General features: G+C 69.5%; 20 protein-coding genes and 1 tRNA gene. 14 read left to right on the forward strand and 7 right to left on the reverse strand.

What is annotated here, in order from left to right; translation table 11 throughout:
* Positions 1 to 100: 100 nt before the first annotated feature.
* Together chpH and ABZ348_RS24530 are read right to left on the reverse strand one after the other, a co-directional pair.
* The gene (gene chpH, locus ABZ348_RS24525) at positions 101 to 334 is read right to left on the reverse strand and encodes a chaplin ChpH (protein WP_358936454.1); all 234 of its coding nucleotides are present in this window, start codon (positions 332 to 334) and stop codon (positions 101 to 103) included.
* Between the two features lie 260 nt (positions 335 to 594).
* A complete protein-coding gene (locus ABZ348_RS24530) occupies positions 595 to 1,929 on the reverse strand; it encodes a M20/M25/M40 family metallo-hydrolase (RefSeq protein ID WP_358936456.1) in 1,335 nt (444 codons plus the stop codon).
* Positions 1,930 to 2,165: 236 nt separating this feature from the next.
* Between ABZ348_RS24530 and ABZ348_RS24535 the strand changes: the two genes are divergently transcribed.
* Positions 2,166 to 2,250, forward strand: a tRNA-Leu gene (locus ABZ348_RS24535).
* A gap of 195 nt (positions 2,251 to 2,445) precedes the next feature.
* Positions 2,446 to 3,384 (forward strand): pseudouridine synthase, encoded by a 939-nt coding sequence (locus ABZ348_RS24540; RefSeq protein ID WP_358936458.1) that lies wholly within the window; start codon positions 2,446 to 2,448, stop codon positions 3,382 to 3,384.
* Here ABZ348_RS24540 and ABZ348_RS24545 read toward each other — a convergent pair.
* On the reverse strand, positions 3,369 to 4,007 hold the full coding sequence (locus ABZ348_RS24545) for an MBL fold metallo-hydrolase (RefSeq protein ID WP_358936460.1): 639 nt from the start codon (positions 4,005 to 4,007) through the stop codon (positions 3,369 to 3,371). The two genes, ABZ348_RS24540 and ABZ348_RS24545, sit on opposite strands and share 16 nt — an antisense overlap.
* A complete protein-coding gene (locus ABZ348_RS24550; protein WP_358936462.1) occupies positions 4,007 to 5,092 on the reverse strand; it encodes an S-(hydroxymethyl)mycothiol dehydrogenase in 1,086 nt (361 codons plus the stop codon). Before ABZ348_RS24550 ends, ABZ348_RS24545 begins: the two co-directional genes overlap by 1 nt.
* Before the next feature lie 220 nt (positions 5,093 to 5,312).
* Here ABZ348_RS24550 and phsA point away from each other — a divergent pair, with 220 nt between their 5' ends.
* Entirely contained in the window at positions 5,313 to 7,286 is a 1,974-nt protein-coding gene (gene phsA / locus ABZ348_RS24555; protein WP_358936464.1) for an O-aminophenol oxidase PhsA, read from the forward strand.
* Between the two features lie 106 nt (positions 7,287 to 7,392).
* On the opposite strand, the gene ABZ348_RS24560 is transcribed toward phsA, so the two are convergent.
* A complete protein-coding gene (locus ABZ348_RS24560; RefSeq protein WP_358936466.1) occupies positions 7,393 to 8,124 on the reverse strand; it encodes a FadR/GntR family transcriptional regulator in 732 nt (243 codons plus the stop codon).
* Positions 8,125 to 8,268: 144 nt separating this feature from the next.
* Here ABZ348_RS24560 and ABZ348_RS24565 point away from each other — a divergent pair, with 144 nt between their 5' ends.
* Positions 8,269 to 8,778 carry a gluconokinase gene (locus tag ABZ348_RS24565; protein WP_358936468.1) on the forward strand — a complete coding sequence of 170 codons (510 nt, stop codon included), beginning with the start codon at positions 8,269 to 8,271 and terminating at the stop codon, positions 8,776 to 8,778.
* Positions 8,779 to 8,858: 80 nt separating this feature from the next.
* Positions 8,859 to 10,256: a gluconate:H+ symporter gene (locus tag ABZ348_RS24570; RefSeq protein WP_358936470.1), complete on the forward strand. Its 1,398-nt coding sequence runs from the start codon at positions 8,859 to 8,861 to the stop codon at positions 10,254 to 10,256.
* Positions 10,257 to 10,343: 87 nt separating this feature from the next.
* Here ABZ348_RS24570 and ABZ348_RS24575 read toward each other — a convergent pair whose 3' ends face one another.
* Positions 10,344 to 11,999: an FAD-binding dehydrogenase gene (locus ABZ348_RS24575; RefSeq protein ID WP_358936472.1), complete on the reverse strand. Its 1,656-nt coding sequence runs from the start codon at positions 11,997 to 11,999 to the stop codon at positions 10,344 to 10,346.
* A gap of 144 nt (positions 12,000 to 12,143) precedes the next feature.
* On the opposite strand from ABZ348_RS24575, the gene ABZ348_RS24580 reads away from it, so the two are divergent.
* The 8 genes from ABZ348_RS24580 (at position 12,144) to ABZ348_RS24615 (ending at position 19,230) form a co-directional block, all read left to right on the forward strand.
* Positions 12,144 to 12,659 (forward strand): NUDIX domain-containing protein, encoded by a 516-nt coding sequence (locus tag ABZ348_RS24580; RefSeq protein ID WP_358936474.1) that lies wholly within the window; start codon positions 12,144 to 12,146, stop codon positions 12,657 to 12,659.
* Positions 12,660 to 12,687: 28 nt separating this feature from the next.
* Entirely contained in the window at positions 12,688 to 13,086 is a 399-nt protein-coding gene (locus ABZ348_RS24585) for a DUF202 domain-containing protein (RefSeq protein ID WP_358936476.1), read from the forward strand.
* Between the two features lie 77 nt (positions 13,087 to 13,163).
* Entirely contained in the window at positions 13,164 to 13,460 is a 297-nt protein-coding gene (locus ABZ348_RS24590; RefSeq protein ID WP_358936651.1) for a DUF202 domain-containing protein, read from the forward strand.
* Between the two features lie 103 nt (positions 13,461 to 13,563).
* Positions 13,564 to 13,860 (forward strand): hypothetical protein, encoded by a 297-nt coding sequence (locus tag ABZ348_RS24595; protein WP_358936478.1) that lies wholly within the window; start codon positions 13,564 to 13,566, stop codon positions 13,858 to 13,860.
* Positions 13,861 to 14,011: 151 nt separating this feature from the next.
* Positions 14,012 to 15,262, forward strand: a complete 1,251-nt coding sequence (locus ABZ348_RS24600; protein WP_358936480.1) for a DUF1343 domain-containing protein — start codon at positions 14,012 to 14,014, stop codon at positions 15,260 to 15,262.
* 92 nt (positions 15,263 to 15,354) lie between these two features.
* Positions 15,355 to 16,746, forward strand: a complete 1,392-nt coding sequence (locus ABZ348_RS24605; RefSeq protein ID WP_358936482.1) for an erythromycin esterase family protein — start codon at positions 15,355 to 15,357, stop codon at positions 16,744 to 16,746.
* Positions 16,747 to 16,927: 181 nt separating this feature from the next.
* Positions 16,928 to 18,247: a serine-threonine protein kinase gene (locus tag ABZ348_RS24610; protein WP_358936653.1), complete on the forward strand. Its 1,320-nt coding sequence runs from the start codon at positions 16,928 to 16,930 to the stop codon at positions 18,245 to 18,247.
* 371 nt (positions 18,248 to 18,618) lie between these two features.
* Positions 18,619 to 19,230, forward strand: coding sequence for a hypothetical protein (locus ABZ348_RS24615; RefSeq protein ID WP_358936484.1), 612 nt, complete (start codon positions 18,619 to 18,621; stop codon positions 19,228 to 19,230).
* Positions 19,231 to 19,398: 168 nt separating this feature from the next.
* Here the strand turns inward: ABZ348_RS24615 and soxR are convergent, their stop codons facing one another.
* The gene (soxR, locus tag ABZ348_RS24620; RefSeq protein WP_358936486.1) at positions 19,399 to 19,875 is read right to left on the reverse strand and encodes a redox-sensitive transcriptional activator SoxR; all 477 of its coding nucleotides are present in this window, start codon (positions 19,873 to 19,875) and stop codon (positions 19,399 to 19,401) included.
* Positions 19,876 to 20,105: 230 nt separating this feature from the next.
* Here soxR and ABZ348_RS24625 point away from each other — a divergent pair, with 230 nt between their 5' ends.
* Positions 20,106 to 20,567 (forward strand): MaoC family dehydratase, encoded by a 462-nt coding sequence (locus ABZ348_RS24625; protein WP_358936488.1) that lies wholly within the window; start codon positions 20,106 to 20,108, stop codon positions 20,565 to 20,567.
* Positions 20,568 to 20,600: the final 33 nt, after the last annotated feature.

Here is a 20,600-nt window from a genome sequence, read left to right on the forward strand (position 1 = left end):
TCGCCCGAAAGCGGAAAGCCCGGGCGGTCGCGGAGCGCATGGCGAGCACTCCGGGACCGCCCGGGTTCAAACCCAGACCCTGAGGGGCCGGTTCAGCACATCACGAGTTGATGCAGGTGTTGCCGAAGGCGGGGTTGAGCAGCCCGATCACGGAGATCGTGTTGCCGCACACATTGACCGGAACGTGGACGGGAACCTGAATGACGTTGCCCGAGATCACGCCGGGGGAACCGACCGCGGCACCCTGAGCGCCGGCGTCGGCCATCGCCACACCAGCACCCGCGAGAACCAGGCCGCCGGTGGCAGCCGCAGCAGCGACGATCTTCTTGATCATTATTCCTCCTCGTTGGCAATGCGGTCCCAGCCGCGGACCGCATCACCTGTAACGAGGGGGGACGGGTGGGGCTACCAGCCGTCGTGCCCTTTCACTCTTCTCAGTCAGTCACGCACACATTGACGATTATGGGGGTGTCGTTTCAGCAGACCGCCCGGCCGGGGCACATCCCCGACCGGGCGGTCTGCCCCGGCGCTGGCCGGCGTCGATAGATCGGACACGGCCCCAAGTCGATGAACCGGTGCTGGCTCGAACCGGTGCTAGCTCGCGTCGATGAAGCGGTCGAGCACCCGCACCCCGAAGGTGAGGCCGTCGACCGGAACCCTCTCGTCCACGCCGTGGAACATCCCCGCGAAGTCCAGCTCCGGGGGGAGCTTCAGCGGTGCGAAGCCGAAGCAGCGGATGCCGAGGTCGTCGAAGGACTTGGCGTCCGTACCGCCGGAGAGCATGTACGGGACCGCCCGGGCGATCGGGTCCTCGGCCCTGAGCGCCGACTGGATCGCGTCGACGAGGTCACCGTCGAAGCCGGTCTCCAGTGCCTTGTCACCGTGGACGTCCTCCCGCTTGACGCGCGGGCCGAGCAGTCGGTCGAGGTCGGCGAGGAACTCCTCCTCGTACCCCGGCAGAAACCTGCCGTCGACGTGGGCGGTCGCCTGGCCGGGGATGACGTTCACCTTGTACCCGGCGCCGAGCATGGTGGGGGCGGCGGAATTGCGCAGAGTCGCGCCCACCATCTTGGCGATGCCGCCGAGCTTGGCGAGGGTGGCGTCCATGTCCTCGGGGTCGAGCGGGGTGCCGAGGGCGTCGGACAGCTCGTCCAGGAAGGACCGTACGGTCTTGGTCATGCGGACGGGCCACTTGTGGCGGCCCACACGGCCCACGGCCTCGCACAGTTCGGTGATGGCGTTGTCGTTGTTGGTCATGGAACCGTGGCCCGCCGTGCCGTCCACGGTCAGCCGCATCCAGTGCATTCCCTTCTGGGCCGTCTCCACCAGATACAGCCGCAGCTGTTCGTTGACGGTGAAGGAGAAGCCTCCTACCTCGCCGATCGCCTCGGTGACGCCTTCGAAGAGGTCCGGGTGCTTGTCGACGAGGTAGCGCGCTCCATAGGTCCCGCCGGCCTCCTCGTCGGCGAGGAAGGCCAGCACGATGTCACGCGGGGGCTTGCGTCCGGTGCGCAACCGGTCGCGCACCACGGCGAGCGTCATCGCGTCCATGTCCTTCATGTCGACGGCGCCGCGCCCCCAGACGCAACCGTCCGCGATCTCTCCCGAGAACGGGTGGTGGGTCCAGTCGTCGGCGTTCGCCGGTACGACGTCGGTGTGGCCGTGGATGAGCAGCGCGGGCCTGGAAGGGTCCTCGCCCTCGATCCGGGCGACGGTGGAAGCGCGCCCCGGATGGGATTCGAAGATCTTCGGTTCGAGCCCCACCTCGGCGAGCTTCTCCGCGATGTACTCGGCGGCGGCGCGCTCGCCGGGGCCCGAGTGGTCCCCGTAGTTGCTGGTGTCGATCCGGATCAGCTCACGGCAGAGGTCGACGACCTCGTCCTGGCCCGAGACGGCACGGGCCGCCGACTTGCTCACGGACTCGCTCACGCTGATTCCTCCCGCTCTCGCTGCTGGTGGTTCCTGCCCATCCTCCCGCGACGGATCGCGGTCCCCAAGGGTCGCACCCCCGGCGGTGGGGCGGCGCCGAACGACCGGCGTCCACGGCCTCGAACGGGGTGCCCGTCCGGGCCTTCGCTGCGGGCGACTGGGCGTGATCGAGCACGCCGAATGTTTGCTATGGTTTTCCACGTCGCAGCGGCCACGGGCCACGCGACAGACACCTGGTCCGGGTGGCGGAATGGCAGACGCGCTAGCTTGAGGTGCTAGTGCCCTTTATCGGGCGTGGGGGTTCAAGTCCCCCCTCGGACACTCATGAGAACCCCAGTTGATCTGGGGTTCTTCTGTTGTGTGCGTCGATTGACGGCTCGGTCCCCGGGAACGGGCCCGACGCGTTTCCGGTCGGCCGCGCTGCGGGATCACCAAAAACCACAGTGGGGAATCGGATCGTTCTCCGTCGTCGCACGGGCGGGCGGCGGTCTGCCGGCGGACGCATACAGTCTCGGGGTGAGACGGAGAAAAGCGCCCCCGCCCGCACCGCTGCCCCAGCGGGAGGGTATCGACCCCGTACGGGTCCGGTTGCCCGCGGATCCCGAGGGCGCGTGGGCGACGGTGCTGGACCACTTCCTGGCGCGGTACGCCCGGGCGATCGGGCACGAGCGGGTGCGGGCGCTCTTCGATGAGGGGCGGATCGTCGGTGTCGACGGACCCGTCACGGCCGGCGAGGCGTACGTCCCCGGTCGGTACCTCTGGTTCCACCGACACTTTGCCGCCGAGGAGCGGGTGCCCTTCGAGATCACGGTCGTCCACCGGGACGAACGGCTGTTGATCGTCGACAAACCACACTTTCTCGCCACCACCCCGCGGGGCGTGCACATCACCGAGACGGCGGTGGCGCGGCTGCGGCGGGATCTGGGGCTGCCCCTGCTCCAGCCCGCGCACCGATTGGACCGGCTGACCGCGGGGCTGGTGCTCTTCGTCGTACGGCCGGAGGACCGTGGCGCGTACCAGACGATGTTCCGCGATCGGCGGGTGCGCAAGGAGTACGAGGCGCTGGCTCCCCACGACCCGCGGCGGGTGCTGCCCACGACCGTGCGCAGTCGGATCGTCAAGGAACCGGGAGTGCTCGCCGCCCATGAGGTGGACGGCGAGCCGAACAGTGAGACCCGGATCGAGTTGGTGGAGCACCGCGGAGGGGTGGGCCGGTACCGGCTGCTGCCGACCACCGGTCGCACCCATCAACTGCGGGTCCATATGAACGGCATCGGGCTGCCCCTGCTGAACGATCCCCTGTATCCCACCGTCCGGATGCAGGAGCCCGACGCACCCGACGCCTACGACCGCCCCCTCCAGCTCCTGGCGAAGGTGCTGGAGTTCTCCGATCCGGTGACCGGTGGGGCGCGTCGTTTCGAGAGTGGGCTACGACTGGCTCAGTGGCCCCGGTGAATCCACTCCGCGAGATGCGGTGACTCGTCCGCGACGGTGGTGGAGTCGCCGTGCCCGGTGCGTACGGCGGTTCCCCCGGGCAGGGAGAGGAGCCGCTCCCGGATGGAGTCGATGATCGTCGGGAAGTGGGAGAACGAGCGCCCGGTGGCTCCGGGCCCCCCTTGGAAGAGGGTGTCGCCGGTGAAGACCGTTTCCAGGGAGGGGGCGTACAGGCAGACCGCGCCAGGGGCGTGCCCCGGGGTGTGGAGCACGGTCAACTCGACCCCGGCCACGGTGAGTACCTGACCGTCCGACAACTCGCCGTCCGGAGCGCGGTCAGGGTGGGTCTGCTTCCACAGCGGAAGGTCGTCGGGGTGCAACAGGATCGGCGCACCGGTGGCGGCGGCGAGCGCGGGTGCGGCGTCGACGTGGTCGTTGTGGGCGTGGGTGCACACGATCGCGCGGAGGGTACGGCCGTTGAGTGCGGCCTGGATGGCGGCGGCGTCATGGGCTGCGTCGATGACGATGGCCTCGGTGTCGTCGCCGACGATCCACACGTTGTTCTCGACGTCCCAGGTGCCCCCGTCGAGGGAGAAGGTGCCGGCCGTGACGAGGTGGTCGATGCGGGCGGTTCCGGCGGCCATCAGAACACCACCACCGAACGCAGGACGTCACCCTCGTGCATCCGGTCGAACGCGGCTTCCACATCGCCGAGCCCGATGGTCTCGGTGACGAAGGCGCCGAGGTCGATCCTGCCCTGCTGGTGGAGGTCGATCAGCATCGGGAAGTCCCGGGAGGGCAGGCAGTCTCCGTACCAGGACGACTTCAGCGAGCCGCCGCGGCCGAAGACGTCGATCAGCGGCAGTTCGAGCTTCATGTCGGGGGTGGGGACGCCGACGAGGACGACCGTGCCCGCCAGATCGCGTGCGTAGAAGGCCTGTTGGTAGGTCTCGGGGCGGCCGACGGCTTCGATGACCACGTCCGCGCCGTTGCCGTCCGTCAGTCCGCGGATCGCCTCGACGGGGTCCGTGGTGCGGGAGTTGACGGTGTGGGTGGCGCCCATGGTCCGGGCGGTCTCCAGCTTGCGGTCGTCGATGTCAACGGCGATGATCCGGGCCGCTCCGGCGAGCCGGGCGCCCACGATCGCCGCGTCGCCCACTCCGCCGCAGCCGATCACGGCGACCGAGTCGCCGCGCCCCACTTCACCGGTGTTGATCGCCGCGCCGATGCCGGCCATGACGCCGCAGCCGAGGAGGCCGGCCACGGATGCGGAGACCTCGGGGTCGACCTTGGTGCACTGCCCCGCCGCGACCAGGGTCTTCTCGGCGAAGGCGCCGATCCCGAGCGCGGGTGAGAGCTCGGTGCCGTCGAGGAGGGTCATCTTCTGACGGGCGTTGTGGGTGTCGAAGCAGTACCAGGGACGGCCCCGCAGACAGGAACGACACCGTCCGCAGACGGCGCGCCAGTTGAGGACGACGAAGTCGCCGGGGGAGACGTCGGTGACGTCCGGGCCGACCGACTCGACGACACCGGCCGCCTCGTGGCCGAGGAGGAACGGGAAGTCGTCGTTGATCCCGCCCTGCTTGTAGTGGAGGTCGGTGTGGCAGACGCCGCACGCCTGCACCTTCACCACGGCCTCGCCCGGGCCCGGGTCGGGGACGACGATCGTCTCCACCCGCACCGGCTCGTTCTTGCCCGGCGCAATCACGCCCAACACCTGCTGCGACATCAAAGACCTGCCTTTCTTCACGCGTCGACAGGCCACCCTACGGCCCGTCACGGCGGCGCGCCGCGATGGCTCGTATGCACGTTACACACTGGGCCATACGGGTGTTATATCGGCCAGATTGTCCGGAAGGGGCAACTCCGCCAGACCAGGACAAGTCTTGGTGTGCGGAACCGACCGCACCACCTCAGCACACACAACACACGGGCCTACGGGGGAACGTATGACCGAAGTGACCGAGACCGTAAAGGCAACACAGCCGACGCAACCGGCACGGCCCGCGCGGGCCGTACCGGACGCCATCGGCCCGGAGGGCACCGGGCCGCACCTGACGGGTGTCCCCGCCATCACCGAGAGCACCATCGAACGGGCCACGGCCCAGGGCAGCCGGGAGCTGACGCCCTATCTGGACCCGATGCCGGTGCCCCCGGTGTTGCGTCCTGACGAGCCGGACGTCCGCCGCGAGATCGAGATCGCACTGCGTCCCACCTGGGTGCGGATGCACTCCCAACTGCCGCCGACCCTGATGTGGGGTTACGAGGGAAGCGTGCCGGGGCCGACCATCGAGGTGCGGCGCGGCCAGCGCATCCGCATCGCCTGGACCAACCGCATCCCCCTGGGCAGCGAGTTCCCGGTGACCGCAGTGGAGGTGGGGCCCACACGTCCGGGGCAGCCGCTCCCCCACAACCGTCCGGGGCGCGAGGGGGTGGAACCCAGCAAGGACGTCGCAGCACTGCCGGCCTGGTCGGTGACGCATCTGCACGGCGCACAGACGGGCGGCGGCAACGACGGCTGGGCCGACAACGCCGTCGGGTTCGGTGACGCCCAACTGTCGGAGTACCCGAACGACCACGCCGCAGCACAGTGGTGGTACCACGACCATGCGATGAACATCACCCGCTGGAACGTCTACGCCGGCCTGGTCGGCACCTATCTGATCAGGGACGACGAGGAGGAGGCTTTGGGGTTGCCGTCCGGAGAGCGGGAACTGCCCCTGATCCTCGCCGACCGCAACATCGACACCGACTCCGACGGGCGGCTCAACGGACGGCTGCTCCACAAGACCTCGATCCTGGTGGCCAAGCACCCGGAGACGGGGAAGCCGGTGACGCTGCCGTTCGTGGGCCCGTACTCCACGGTGAACGGGGTGATCTGGCCGCATCTGGACGTCGATGCCGACTGGTACCGGTTCCGGCTCGTGAACGCATCGAACGCACGCGTCTACAACCTGGTGCTGGTCGACGAGGACGGCGACCCGGTGCCGGGAGTGGTGCACCAGATCGGGAGCGACGGAGGGTTGCTGCCCCGGCCGGTGACCCATGACTTCGTCGACGGCGCACCCCTGGTCGCGGCGCCCGCCGAGCGGTTCGACCTGCTGATCGACTTCCGCAAGCTGGCGGGCCGCAGGGTGCGGCTGGTCAACAAGGGACGCAATCAGCCCCCCGGGGTGCCGGACCTCGCGGACAGCATTCCCCATCCGCAGGTGATGGAGTTCCGGGTGGACAAGTGCGAGCGGCCGAGGCGGTTCTCGCTGCCCTCGGTGGTCTCGGGCTCGTTCCGCCGGTTCGACCACGACCACGTCGACCACGGCCATCGGCTGATCGTGCTGACCCCGCCGGCGACGGTCGGCGGCGGCGGGCATCCCGAGATCTGGGAGATGGCGGAGCTCAAGGATGTGGAGGCAGCCGCGATCAGGGTGCCGACGGAGGGCATCGTCCAGGTGCGCGGGTCGGACGGAAAGTTGAAGACCTATCGCCGCACTTCGCGCACCTTCAACGACGGGCTCGGGTTCACCATCGGCGAGGGCAGCTATGAGCAGTGGTCCTTCCTCAACCTGAGTGCCGTGGTGCATCCCATGCACATCCATCTGGCGGACTTCCAGGTGCTCGCCCGGGAGGCGTACGACGTCACGGGCTTCGATCCGGTCCTCGGCGGGACCCGTAGCCCCATCACGTTCGATCCGGGCCGTCCGCTGGCGGTGCCGGCCAACGAGCAGGGTTGGAAGGACGTCTTCCGGGTGACGGCGGCGGAGTCGGTGAAGGTGATGGGGCACTTCGACGGGGCGTACGGGCGCTTCATGTACCACTGCCACCTGTTGGAGCACGAGGACATGGGGATGATGCGGCCCTTCGTGGTGATGCCGCCGGAGGCGCTGAAGTTCGACCACGGCGCGGGGCACGGCGGCCACCACTCCTGAGCGGTGGCCCGGCTCCTCAACCGGTCGTACCGATGCAGACCAAGGGCCCCGCGGACGATCCGCGGGGCCCTTGGTCCTGTCTCCGACCCCCTGCCGGGGCCGTGGCTCACCCGGACGGATCGGGGGCGAGTACGTCCAACTCGGCCAGCGCGCCCACGGCGATCTGCCGGGTGATCTCCTCGGCCCGGGCCGCGTCGCCGGCGCGGACCGCCTCGGCGACCTGGACGTGCAGTGTGACCGCCGCCGGATCCGGGTCGTCGAACATCACCTGGTGGTGTGTGCGCCCGGTCAGCACCTCGGCCACCACATCGCCGAGCCGCGCGAACATCTCGTTGCCGGAGGCGTTGAGGACCACCCGGTGGAAGGCGATGTCGTGCTTGAGGTACCCGTCGAGTTGGTGCCCGCGCGAGGTCGCGACCATGCCCAGTGCACAGGCGGTGAGCTCGGCGCACTGTTCGGGAGTGGCATGGCGCGCCGCCAGCCCTGCGGCCACCGGCTCGATGGCCGAGCGCAGCACGGTCAGGGAACGCAGTTGCCGCGGACGGTCGACACCGGCCAGTCGCCAGCGGATGACGCGCGGGTCGTAGACGTTCCACTCCTCGATGGAGCGGACGGTGACCCCGACCCGACGCCGTGACTCCACCAGGCTCATCGACTCCAGTACGCGGATGACCTCGCGGACGACGGTGCGCGAGACGTCGAAGCGCTGGGCGATCTCATCGGTGCGCAGCACGCTCCCCTGCGGATACTCACCGGCCGTGATGGCCAGGCCGAGGGTGTCGAGTACGTGCGTGTGCAGGCCCTGGCCCGCCGAGGCCGTCTGGCCCGCTGTGGTCATGGGGCAAGCGTACGTGGCGCCCCTCACGTAGAAAAAGTATGACGTTTAGATCTCGACCTCTTGAATAAGTCGTACAAAATAGGTTTCAGTAGCGCGACGGACAGATGTCGACACCGGCGTCGACTGAAGACAGCGAGGCATGAGATGACCACCCCCCACGTCGTCGTGGTGATGGGCGTCGCAGGAACCGGCAAGACCACCATCGGTCCCCTGCTCGCCGATGCGCTGGGCGTTCCCTACGCCGAGGGCGACGACTTCCACCCCGCGGCGAACATCGCCAAGATGTCGGCCGGCGTGCCGCTGGACGACGCCGACCGCTGGCCCTGGCTCGACGCGATCGGAACCTGGTCCCACGGCCGGGCGGGGCTCGGCGGAGTGGTCTCCAGCTCCGCGCTCAAGCGGGCCTACCGGGACCGGCTGAGGGCGGCTGCGCCCCACGCCGTCTTCCTCCATCTGACCGGCGACCGGACGCTCATCGAACAGCGGATGGCCGAGCGCAAGGGTCACTTCATGCCGACCAGGCTCCTCGACTCCCAGTTCGCCACCCTCCAGGCGTTGGAGGGCGACGAACGCGGTGTCTCCGTCGATGTGTCCGGCACCCCCGAGGACATCACCGCCCGGGCGGTCGCCGAACTGCTTCGGCTGGACGCCTGACCGCACCACCGCCCGTACCGCTCCCTCCCCCCTTACCCGTCCTTACCCGTGCATCCTGCCCCCTTCTGTGAGGAACCACCGTGACCGGTCTCAGTGTCGAGATGCTGGCAGCGGACGCCACAGCGCCGATCACCTCGGCGGGCAACGCCCAGCTCGGCATCGCCGTCCTGACGGGCATCGCCGTCATCGTCCTGCTCATCACCAAGTTCAAGCTCCACGCCTTCTTGGCGCTGACCATCGGTTCGCTGACGCTCGGCGCCCTCGCCGGGGCGCCCCTCGGCAAGGCGATCGAGTCCTTCTCCAAGGGCCTGGGCGCGACGGTCGCCGGTGTGGGCGTGCTCATCGCGCTGGGCGCGATCCTCGGGAAGCTGCTCGCCGACTCCGGCGGCGGTGACCAGATCGTCGACACGATCCTCGCCAAGGCCAACGGGCGCACCATGCCCTGGGCCATGGTGCTGATCGCGTCCGTGATCGGACTGCCCCTCTTCTTCGAGGTCGGCATCGTCCTGCTGATCCCGGTCGTCCTGATGGTCGCCAAGCGCGGCAACTACTCCCTGATGCGGATCGGCATCCCCGCCCTGGCCGGTCTGTCGGTGATGCACGGGCTGATTCCGCCGCACCCCGGTCCGCTGGTCGCGATCGACGCGCTCGACGCCAACCTCGGTGTGACCCTGGCGCTCGGTGTGCTCGTCTCCATCCCCACCGTGATCATCGCCGGTCCGATCTTCTCCAAGTACGCGGCCCGCTGGGTGGACATCCCGGCGCCCGAGAAGATGATCCCGGCGCGCCCCTCGGAGGATCTGGACAAGCGTCCCGGTTTCGGTGCGACGGTGTTCACGGTGCTGCTGCCCGTCGTGCTGATGCTGGCCAACGCGCTCGTCGAGATCGTCGTGGACAACCCGGAGAACCCGGTCCAGAAGGTCACCGAGGTCATCGGTTCGCCGCTGATCGCCCTGCTCGCCGCCGTCCTCGTCGGTCTGTTCACGCTGGGCCGCGCTGCCGGGTTCACCAAGGACCGGATGGCGTCGACGGTGGAGAAGTCGCTCGCCCCGATCGCCGGCGTCCTGATGATCGTCGGTGCCGGCGGCGGCTTCAAGCAGACCCTGATCGACGTCGGTGTGGGCCAGATGATCCTGGACTTCTCCAAGGACTGGTCGATACCCACGCTGCTGCTGGCCTGGCTGATCGCGGTGGCGATCCGGCTGGCGACGGGTTCTGCGACGGTGGCCACGATCTCCGCCGCCGGTCTGGTGGCCCCGCTGGCGGCCGGGATGTCCACGAGCGAGTCGGCGCTGTTGGTCCTGGCGATCGGCTGCGGTTCGCTCTTCTTCAGCCATGTGAACGACGCCGGGTTCTGGCTGGTGAAGGAGTACTTCGGCATGACCGTGGGTCAGACGATCAAGACCTGGTCGGTGATGGAGACCATCATCTCGGTGGTCGGCATCGTCTTCGTCCTGCTGCTCTCGCTGGTGTTGTGACACCCGGCTGACGTGGCACGGGCCCCTCGCCCCCTTCAGGGAGAGGGGCCCGTTCTCGTTCGTCCGGAGACCGGATCCGTACCGGCCTCAGTCCACGGACCGTGCGGCGGCCCGCCCCGCCGACCGGCCCGACAGGATGCAGCCGCCGAGGAAGGTGCCCTCCAGCGCGCGGTAGCCGTGCATCCCCCCGCCGCCGAATCCGGCCGCCTCACCCGCGGCATACAGTCCCGCGAGCACGTTCCCCCGGCCGTCGAGCACCCGCGATGACAGGTCCGTCTCCAGACCGCCGAGGGACTTGCGGGTGAGGACGCTCAGTCGTACGGCGATGAGCGGCCCTGACCGGGAGTCGAGGATGCGGTGGGGGGCGGCCGTGCGGATGAGTTTGTCGCCCAGATAGCGGCGTGCGCCCCGGATGGCCATGACCTGGAGGTCCTTGGTGAAGGGGTTGGTGATCTCCCGGTCGCGGGCCGTGATCTCCCGGCGGAGTTCCTCCTCGTCGATCAGCGGTTCGTCCGTCAGGGCGTTCATCCCCCGTACCAGGGCGGGAAGGTCGTCCTCGACGACAAAGTCGACGCCGTGGTCCATGAACGCCTGCACGGGTCCCGGTACGGAGACCCTCGCCCGGTTCAGGACCCCCCGGATCGACTTGCCGGTCAGATCGGGATTCTGTTCCGACCCGGAGAGCGCGAACTCCTTTCCGATGGTCTTCCGGTCGAGGACGAACCAGGTGTGGTCGTGGCCCGAACGCATGAGGTGTTCCAGGGTGCCGAGGGTGTCGAAGCCCGGGAAGAGGGGAACGGGCAGCCGGCGGCCCCGGGCGTCGAGCCAGAGCGACGAGGGGCCGGGGAGGATCCGGATGCCGTGCCGGGCCCAGACCGGATCCCAGTTCTCGATGCCCTCGGTGTAGTGCCACATCCGGTCGCCGTTGATGTGACGGGCGCCGGCCCGTTCGGCGATGCCGAGCATCAGTCCGTCGACGTGCGCGGGGACACCGCACAGCATCCGTGCGGGCGGCGCGCCGAGCCGGCCGGGCCACTGGGCGCGGACCAGGTCGTGATTGCCTCCGATGCCACCGCTGGTGATGACGACCGCCTGCGCCCGGAGCTCGAAGGCACCCGCGACCTCACGGGAGGAGGCGGTGCCGCGCGGTGCGTCGGACGGTTCCAGGACTTCACCGCTGACGGTGTCCAGGGTGCCGCCGGTGTGACGGAGACCGGTGACGCGATGGCGGAACCGCAACTCGACCAGGCCGCGGTCGACTCCTTCGCGCACCCGCCGTTCGAAGGGGGCGAGGATGCCGGGACCGGTCCCCCAGGTGATGTGGAAGCGGGGTACCGAGTTGCCGTGGCCGCGGGCGTCGTAGCCGCCGCGCTCGGCCCAGCCGACGACGGGGAAGAACCGGATGCCCCGGGCGTGCAGCCAGGCGCGCTTCTCCCCGGAGGCGAAGTCGACGTACGCCTCGGCCCATCGGCGCGGCCAGTGGTCTTCCGGGCGGTCGAAGCCTGCGGTGCCCAGCCAGTCCTGGAGCGCGAGGTCCCGACCGTCCTTGACCCGCATCCGGCGTTGCTCGGGCGAGTCGACCAGGAAGAGTCCGCCGAACGACCAGTGCGCCTGACCGCCGAGCGACTGCTCGGGCTCCTGGTCGAGCACGATGACCTTGCGCCCTGCGGCCACGAGTTCGGCGGTGGCGACCAGTCCCGCGAGCCCCGCCCCGATCACGATCACATCAGCGTCGTACGCCATGGTTTCCGTCCTTCGTGGGCAGGGTGCGGCGGTTGGACTCCCGATCTTCGGTACGGGCCGGTAACCGCGTCAACAGCACTGGACGCCGGGACCGCACGGGGGTACGAGGGGTGCCCCGACCGAGACGGTGGTTGTATGGTGCACATGAATCCTGGTGATGAGGTGTTGGACGTCGTCGACGAGCGGGACCAGGTCATCGGCCAGGCCAAGCGCAGCGAGGTGTACGCCCGCGGGCTGCGCCACCGCTGCGTCTTCGTCCTGGCCACCGACGCCCGGGGCAGGATCTTCGTCCACCGCCGCACGGCGACCAAGCTGGTCTTCCCCTCCCTCCACGACATGTTCGTCGGCGGGGTCGTGGGAGCCGGCGAGGGCTACGACGAAGCCGCCCTGCGGGAGGCGCGCGAGGAACTGGGCGCGGTCGATCTCCCCCGACCCGAACCCCTGTTCCGCTTCCTCTACGAGGGAGAGGGCCAGAGTTGGTGGTCGGCGGTCTACGAGGTGCGCTGCGAGGGCCCGGTGAATCCGCAGGCCGAAGAAGTGGCCTGGCACTCCTTCCTCACCGAGGACGAGTTGGAGCGAAGGCTCGACGACTGGGATTGGGTACCCGACGGCTCGTTTGCGTATCAACGACTGAAGGCCCACCGAGGACGAGCGCGATGAGGCCCTGTCCGATGAGAGGTGCGGTCCAGTGAGCGACTTCGTGCGGAGCCTGCGGCTCTGGTTCGTCCCCCAACGGGTGCGGGACGAGGGCGAAACCCCGGACTACCGCTTCTCGCTCGCCAACGAGCGCACCTTCCTGGCCTGGTTGCGCACGGCACTCGCGCTGATCGGCGGCGGCTTCGCCGTGGACCAGTTCCTGCCCGACCTTCAGTGGGGCGTACGGGCCGGGCTGGCCTTCGGACTGTTGGGGGCGGGCGTGTTGTGTGCGCTGCGCGCGGTCAACCACTGGGTGCGCTGCGAGCGGGCGATGCGGCGCGGCGAGGACCTCCCGGTGTCGCGCTTTCCCGCGCTGGTGAGCCTGGTGATCGCCACGGTCGCGGTGGCGATGATCGTCGTGGTGTCCCTGGGGTGGGAGGGCGGGCAGTGAAGCCGCCCGGCCGTGAGGGTGCCCAGTCGCCGCCTCCCGATGGGGGCCGACCGTGGGGCGAGGCCCGGGACCCGGGGCTGCAACCGGAGCGCACCCGGCTCGCCTGGCGCAGGACGACGCTGGCGTGCACCGTGGCAGCCGTGCTCGCCGGACGGCAGGTGGCGAGCAGCGAGCACGGTGGGCTGGATGCCGTGGGAACGGTCGTGGTGGCGCTGAGCGTGCTGATCTGGTTGGTGTTCCTCCGGGCTGCCCATATGCGGATAAGCGTGTTGGGAAGAAGTGCCCATCCCCCGCCCCTGACGACCGGGGTGGCCCTGTTGGCCGTCGGATGCACGGTGGCCCTGGCGGCCTTCGCCAGCACGATGGTCCTGTGAGGGGATCGCTCCGGGCGCGGACCGTTCTTCGCGAACTAACCTGGAAGTGAACACAACGGAAGTGAACACCCCGGCAGAAAGAACCTAGGCAAGGGTGAGGGTCATGGCCGTACTCCACCAGCAGCACCCCGCGCACGAGCACACGCACGGACCGGCGTGCGGCCATCCGGGAGTCCTCCACGGCGATCACATCGACTACGCCCACGAGGGCCATCTCCACCGGAAGCACTCGGACCACTGGGACGAGTGCGAGCCGGGTGAGCACGTCTCACACAGCGGGCACGTCCATGAACACGGCTCGGGTTGTGGACATCCGGCCGTGGAACACGGCGATCACGTCGACTACCTCCACGACGGACACCGCCATGCCGCCCATGACGGGCACTGGGACGACCACTGAGTCGTCCAGGCCAGGCAGCAGTCGCCGCACCGACAGTTCGGTGAGGTGCTCGACCATCTGATGGGGCACGGCTCGGGCCGGCTCGTTCCCTGTGGGGCCCCAGAGCGCTAGCGTGCGTGAGCATGACAGGCATCGGCTGGGAAGGGACCTCATGAGGCTGACCAGAAGAGGACTGCTGGCCGCGGGCGGAGCGGCGGGCGCCCTGGCCGCCGCCGGCACCGGCACACCCGCAGCCGCGCACGCACTGGACCGCCGGCGTCTGCGCACCGGATTCGACCGGCTCGCCTCCGACGGGTTCGCCCTGCTGTCCGGGCAGCGGGTGGGCGTGGTCACCAATCCGACCGGCGTCACCTCCGATGTCCGGCACATCGTGGACGTGATGCACGGTGATGACCGCATCGATCTGATCGCGGTCTTCGGCCCCGAGCACGGCTTTCGAGGGACTGCCCAGGCGGGGGGCTCCGAAGGCCGCTACGACGACCCGGCGACCGGTCTGCCCGTCTACGACACCTACCAACTCAGCGGGCAGCGACTGGCGGACGTCTTCACCACATCGGGCGTGGACACCGTCGTCTTCGACATCCAGGACGCGGGTGCCCGCTTCTACACCTACATCTGGACCCTGTACGACTGCATGCAGTCGGCGGCCCTCGCGGGGAAACGATTCGTCGTGCTCGACCGGCCGAATCCGGTGAGCGGTAGGGCCGCACTTGGTCCGGTGCTGGAACCCGCTTTCGCCTCGTTCGTCGGACGCCAACGGATCGCCCAGGCGCACGGGATGACCGTGGCCGAGTTGGCCCTGCTCTTCAACGGCGAATTCCTCCGGGGCGATCCGGTGGACCTCGGGATCGTCCGCATGTCCGGCTGGCGGAGGTCGGACCACTTCGGGGACACCGGACTGCCCTGGGTGCCGCCGAGCCCCAACATGCCGACCCCGGACACCGCACTGGTCTACTCGGGAACCTGCCTCTTCGAAGGCACCAGCCTGTCGGAGGGCCGTGGTACGACCCGTCCGTTCGAACTGCTCGGCGCCCCGGGGGTCGATCGCCGCTGGGCGCAGGCCGCGCAGTCGCTGGACCTCGCCGGGGTGCACTTCCGCGAGGCGTACTTCACCCCCACGTTCAACAAGCACGTCGGCAAGACCTGCGGCGGGCTGCAACTGCACGTCCACGACCGGGACGCCTTCGATCCGGTGCGCACCGGCATCGCCCTCCTGGTGACCGCGCGGGCCTCCTGGCCGGGGTTCCAGTGGGTGAACAACCACTGGATCGACAAGCTCACCGGGTCGACGAAGGTCCGCACCCTGATCGACGCCGGCGCGGACACCGATGAGGTGGTGGGGTCGTGGCGGGACGAGCTGGCCGCGTTCCGCAGGGTCCGCAGGAGGTACTTGCGCTACTGACGGCAGGGGACAGGGAGCCAGGGGGGTGACCCCACCGACCGCCGGGGGCCTGCCGGTTCGACCCCGGACCGGCAGGTCGCCAGAGTGAATGCATGCATCGAACAGCGATCCAACGGGGTGTGCTGACCCTGCTCGCCCTGGCCTCCGTCGCCCTCGGCCTACCGGCCGCAGCCGCCGAAGCCGGACCCAGTGCCTCGCCCCGCCTGCCGCCGACCGCACCGTCCGCCGTACCCCACACCCGGCCGGAAACACGCCCGTCCGACGACCGCATCGCACACGTGCTGGCCGGCACGGCCCGCCCCCTCTCCGATCTCGGTCCGCTGCGGCGGATGATCGGCGACGCCTCGATCGTGGGCATGGGCGAAGCCACCCACGGCTCCCACGAGTTCTTCCGCACCAAGGTCCGCGTGTTCAAGGAGTTGGTCCGACGCGACGGTTTTGCCACCTTCGCCCTGGAAGCCAACTGGAACGCGGGCGTCCGGCTCAATGACCACGTGCTGCACGGCACGGGAGACCCGCGGCAGATCATGCGGGAGGAGTTCCAGAACGCCTACTTCATCTGGAACACACAGGAGTACCTGGATCTGATCCGCTGGATGCGTGACCACAACGTCCGGCATCCACAGCGGCCGGTGCACTTCATGGGCAACGACTCCGCGTACGCGGGCCCGCACCTGTTCGACCTCGTGACGGAGTACATCGGCGAACGGCACCCAGGGCTCCTGACGGAGTTCACCCGGCTCTACCGGGCGTCCCGGCCTCCGGCGTCCGCATCGGTGGACCAGACCATGAAGGCGTACCTCGCCAAGCCGCTGGCCGAACGGCGTCGGCTGGCGGCCGACGTGCAACGGGCACTGGTCCTGTTGGAACGCCAACGGCCCGGTCAGGACCGCGAACGCCATTCCTGGGCGGTGCAGCACGCCCGGGCCGTCGCCCAGGTCGGGGGCATGTACGCCTTCGACTACGCCGCTCCTGAAGGCGTGGCCGAGATGATGCGCTACCGGGACCGGATCATGGCCGAGAACACGGTGTGGTGGCAGCGCCAGACCGGGCGGCGCGTGCTGCTGTCGGCGCACAACGGGCATGTGGCGTACGAATCCAGCAACCCCGCGCAGTATCCGAAGGTCCAGGGCGCCTTCCTCCGGGACATGATCGGCGACGCGTACGTGAACGTGGGCTTCACCTTCGGTCGGGGTTCGTTCCGCGCCCTCGATCTGACCGACCCGGCCGAGCCGGTACGCACCTTCACCGTGGGACCACCCGAGCCGGGGAGCGCGGAAGTGGTGTTGGAGCGCGTGTCCCGGCGGAACTACTCCATCGACCTGCGCTCGGCTCCGTCCGCCGCACGCACCTGGCTCAACGAGGCCCGTCCGGTGCGGAGCATCGGTGCCGGGTGGCCCGATCCGCCCCAGGCGGTACGGCTGGCTCCGTCGTACGACGTACTGATCCACCTCCCGAGGATCACCCCGGCCCATCTGCTCTGACCAGGGCGAAGGGTGCCCCGTCGGCAGACGCAGCAGTTCGCCGCGGGGCACCGGCCACTTCGGCCGGGACCCGGGCCACGGCGAAGTCGAATCCCGCGGTCCGGGGTCTGGCCGTTCCCTCCCGTACGCAGGATGCTGCCTACAGAGGCAGGCAGACCCGGGGGAGGACCGCATGGCGGGGATGAGCGTTGCGCCCTATCAGAACATCACCTTCGACAAGGACGGGGACGTCAACACCGCCCAGCGCGACCAACTGCTGCGGCTGGACGTCACGGACCTCGTCCTGTTCGCACACGGGTGGAACAACTCGCCCTCGGTCGCCCAACGGCTGTACTCCTCCTTCTTCGCCCCCTTCCCGGGCCTGCTGGGACCGAAGATACGGTTGGGGTACGCGGGAGTCGTCTGGCCCTCGATGAGGTTCACCGACGAACCCGTCCCCGACTTCGACCCCTCACTGTTCGCCGCACCCGACGCGGCGGCGCACAGGATCGTGGCGACGGACCCGACGGCACTCGACGAGGCCAGCCGGACCGCGTTGAACGCGGTCTTCCCCGGGCACGAGTCCACCGTCGCCCGGCTCGCCGGCCTGCTCGACGAGCGCCCCGCATCCCGGGAGGCGTTCGCCGAGTTCGGACGGCTGGCCCGAGAGCTGACCGAGGCGCCCGCGGGCGGACTGGAGACGTGCTTCACCACGGATCTGCCCCAGGACGAGCAGGGACCACCGGCGCTGTACTTCGAGGACGCCTTCGAGCTCTGCCAACTGTTCGCCGTCGCCCGGGACGAGACGGACCCGGCCGGAATCGCCGGGCTCTCCGTCGACTCCCTGGGCGAGGGGTTCCACAAGACCTGGAAGGGCGCCAAGGAACTGCTGCGCCAGACCACGTACTACGCGATGAAACGCCGGGCCGGGGCGGTCGGCGAACTGGGGCTCGGTCCGCTCCTCGGCCAACTCGCCCGCACCCGACCCGGCGTACGGGTCCATCTCGTGGGCCACAGCCAAGGTGCCCGACTGGTGTCCTTCGCCCTGAAGGGCCTCCCCGACGGCGTGCGTTCCGTGAAGTCGGTGACCCTGCTCCAGGGCGCCTTCTCGCACTACGCCTTCGCGCCGAGCCTCCCCCACGCGGCGCACAACGCGGGGGCGCTTCGGAGCATGGAACAGCGCATCGACGGGCCGCTGGTCGCCTGCCACTCCCGGCACGACAGCGCACTCGGCGTGATCTACCCGCTGGCCTCCCGGCTCGCCGGGGACGACCGTACGGCCATGGGCCTCGATCGCCGCTGGTGGGCGGTCGGATACGACGGCCTCCAGGCCGTCCGCTCGCCCTCGACACGACTGACCCTGGCCCAAGCCCTGGCCCGTGGAGTTCCCGCGTCCGGCTGTGTGAGCGTGGACTGCGCCGAGGTGGTGCGGCGCGGAGGGCCGCCTTCGGGCGCCCACAGCGACATCTGTCACGAGGAACTGGCACGCGTGGTGGTCTCGGCCGGCCGGTTGGGCCGCTGAGACCGTGCGCCCACATCGTCGCCCACCGCTGGGCCGCTGAGACGGTACCGACGTCGGCGCTGACCGTCGCAGGGGCCCGGCAGGATCGAAACCCCTGCGCGCGGTGGTATTCGTCCGACAACCCACTCCCTTGCCGATGGGCTTTCGGGGCAGTCTTCAGGGGCAGTCTTCCCACGATGGGTTCGGGGCACGGATGGGCAGTTCGGGCTCCGAGACGGAAGGGACAACAGGACATCGGCGCAGGTGCGACCCCACCCGCCATCGTAGGAACGTTTCATTAATGGGCCCCATCGAATTTTGGATGGAGCCAGATCGGGCAGTCGTACGTCCATACACCAACGCCGATGTACCAGCGACGGAGGTGGCAGTGCATGGCCGGTTTCAGGAGTCTTGCGAGACAGGTGCGGGACGCGCGGTGTGATCTGGCGCTGCGGCGCTACTCGCTGCGCAAGTGCCTTGAGCGATTTGCCCCTTATGGGCATCGGGCGACATGGGATCACCTCTGTGCCCGGCACGGTATCGAGCCCGAGGACCGGGCTCCCGACCCGGCGCGGCTGGTGGCCGCACTGGAGGAGTTGGAGCGGGCGCGCGCGGTCTGGCTCGCGTACGAGGAGAGCTTCGCGGACCGCCGCAAGCGCGAGAAGCACGACGGACTACGGCGGCCGTCGCCCTTCGACGACTGGCACCGACGCACCTGGGGCGGTCACGGAGTGGCCCGCTGTGACACCCCGAACGTCCACCCCACCGCACCGCTCGACGAGGTGCTGCGCCGGCTGATCGAAGCGCTGGGCAGGCCCCCGGGTGAGTCCTGTCCGGCGTGCGGAGGCAGGGAGATCGAGTGGCGCAAAAACCTCACGCGGGAGCCCTGGAGCGGGCCGGTCTGCTTGGGTTGCGGAATCGTGGTGCCCCGGCCCGTACTGTCGTCCGAGGCCGTGGCCGCGGCCAAAGCGGTGGGGCGGGTGACGCTGGCTTCGGTGGCCTGAGCAGCGCCGAGCGGGCATCGCACACGCATCGCCCCCGGTACCGCGTGGACCACCGTCCGCGCCCCGTGGTGAGTGCACGGGGGCACTCACCGGCACGGAGCCCGCCATCGGCATGCCGCGCCCGGACCACATCCACCACGACCTCGTGAACGGACGGTACGGGAGGACCTACTCGGCGCTCCCGGCCTCACGGCGCACCGGCAACAGTCGGGAACCCGCCATCCGCTGACCGAAGGTGTCGTCCGGGTTGGACAGGACACAGGTCTCCAGGGAGAGACAGCCACAGCCGATGCAGTCGGTCAGATGGTCGCGCAGCCGCGCCAACTGCTTGATGCGGGTGTCCAACTCGCTGCGCCACGTCTGCGACAACCGCGCCCAGTCGTCCTGGTTGGGGGTGCGCTCCTCGGGCAGTTCGGTCAGGGCGTCCCTGATGGTGGCCAGCGGAATGCCCACCCTTTGTGCGGCGCGGACGAACGCCACCCGACGGAGGGTGTCCCTGGAGTAGCGCCGCTGGTTCCCGGTGGTGCGACGGCTCTTGATGAGCCCCTTGGATTCGTAGAAGTGGAGTGCGGACACGGCCGCCCCACTGCGCTGCGAGAGCTGGCCGACGGTCAGCTCGTGTGTGGTCTCGGAAAACTGGGGCACCCGGCGACCCTACTGGGCCTGCGGCGCACGCGGGACGGAGCGGACCACCCGATGCCCCTCGGCCGGGTAACCCTGGGGCTCGTCGGGCCCGCTCATGCAGTTCGCCCGGCGGGACACGCCCTGCACCGGCTCCGACCGGGCTGCCCGGCTGCTCGGTTCTGTACGGTTCAGTACGGTGACACCGGGGCGGCTCCCAGGGGGCCTGAACGTGAGAGGCAGGGATCAGGGCCATGGCCGAGCCGAGGACCTTCACTTCCGCAGCCGAGTTGGCCGCCGCGGTCGGCGAGCTGTTGGGGCCGGGCGACTGGCTGGAGATCGACCAGCGAAGGATCGACCGCTTCGCCGAGGCGACAGGCGATCACCAGTGGATCCATGTGGACCCCGTACGGGCGGCGGACGGTCCGTTCGGGACGACCATCGCCCACGGCTATCTCACCCTCTCCCTGCTGCCCTTGCTCGTACCCCAGGTGATGCGGGTCGAAGGAGCGAAGATGGGCCTCAACTACGGCACGGAGAAGGTGCGTTTCCCCGCGCCCGTACCGGTGGGATCGCGGCTGCGGGCGACGGTGACCGTGCAGGACGTCGTGGAAGCGGGCGGCGGGGTCCAGGTGACCGCCCGGGTGACGGTCGAGCGCGAGTCCGGTGACAAGCCGGTGTGCGTGGCCGATTCGGTCTCGCGCTACTACTTCTGAGCGGTACGCGGGTCGCCCCGCCCGAAGCGGGCC

The organism is Streptomyces sp. NPDC005963, from assembly GCF_040638655.1.
Taxonomy (GTDB): Bacteria; Actinomycetota; Actinomycetes; order Streptomycetales; family Streptomycetaceae; genus Streptomyces.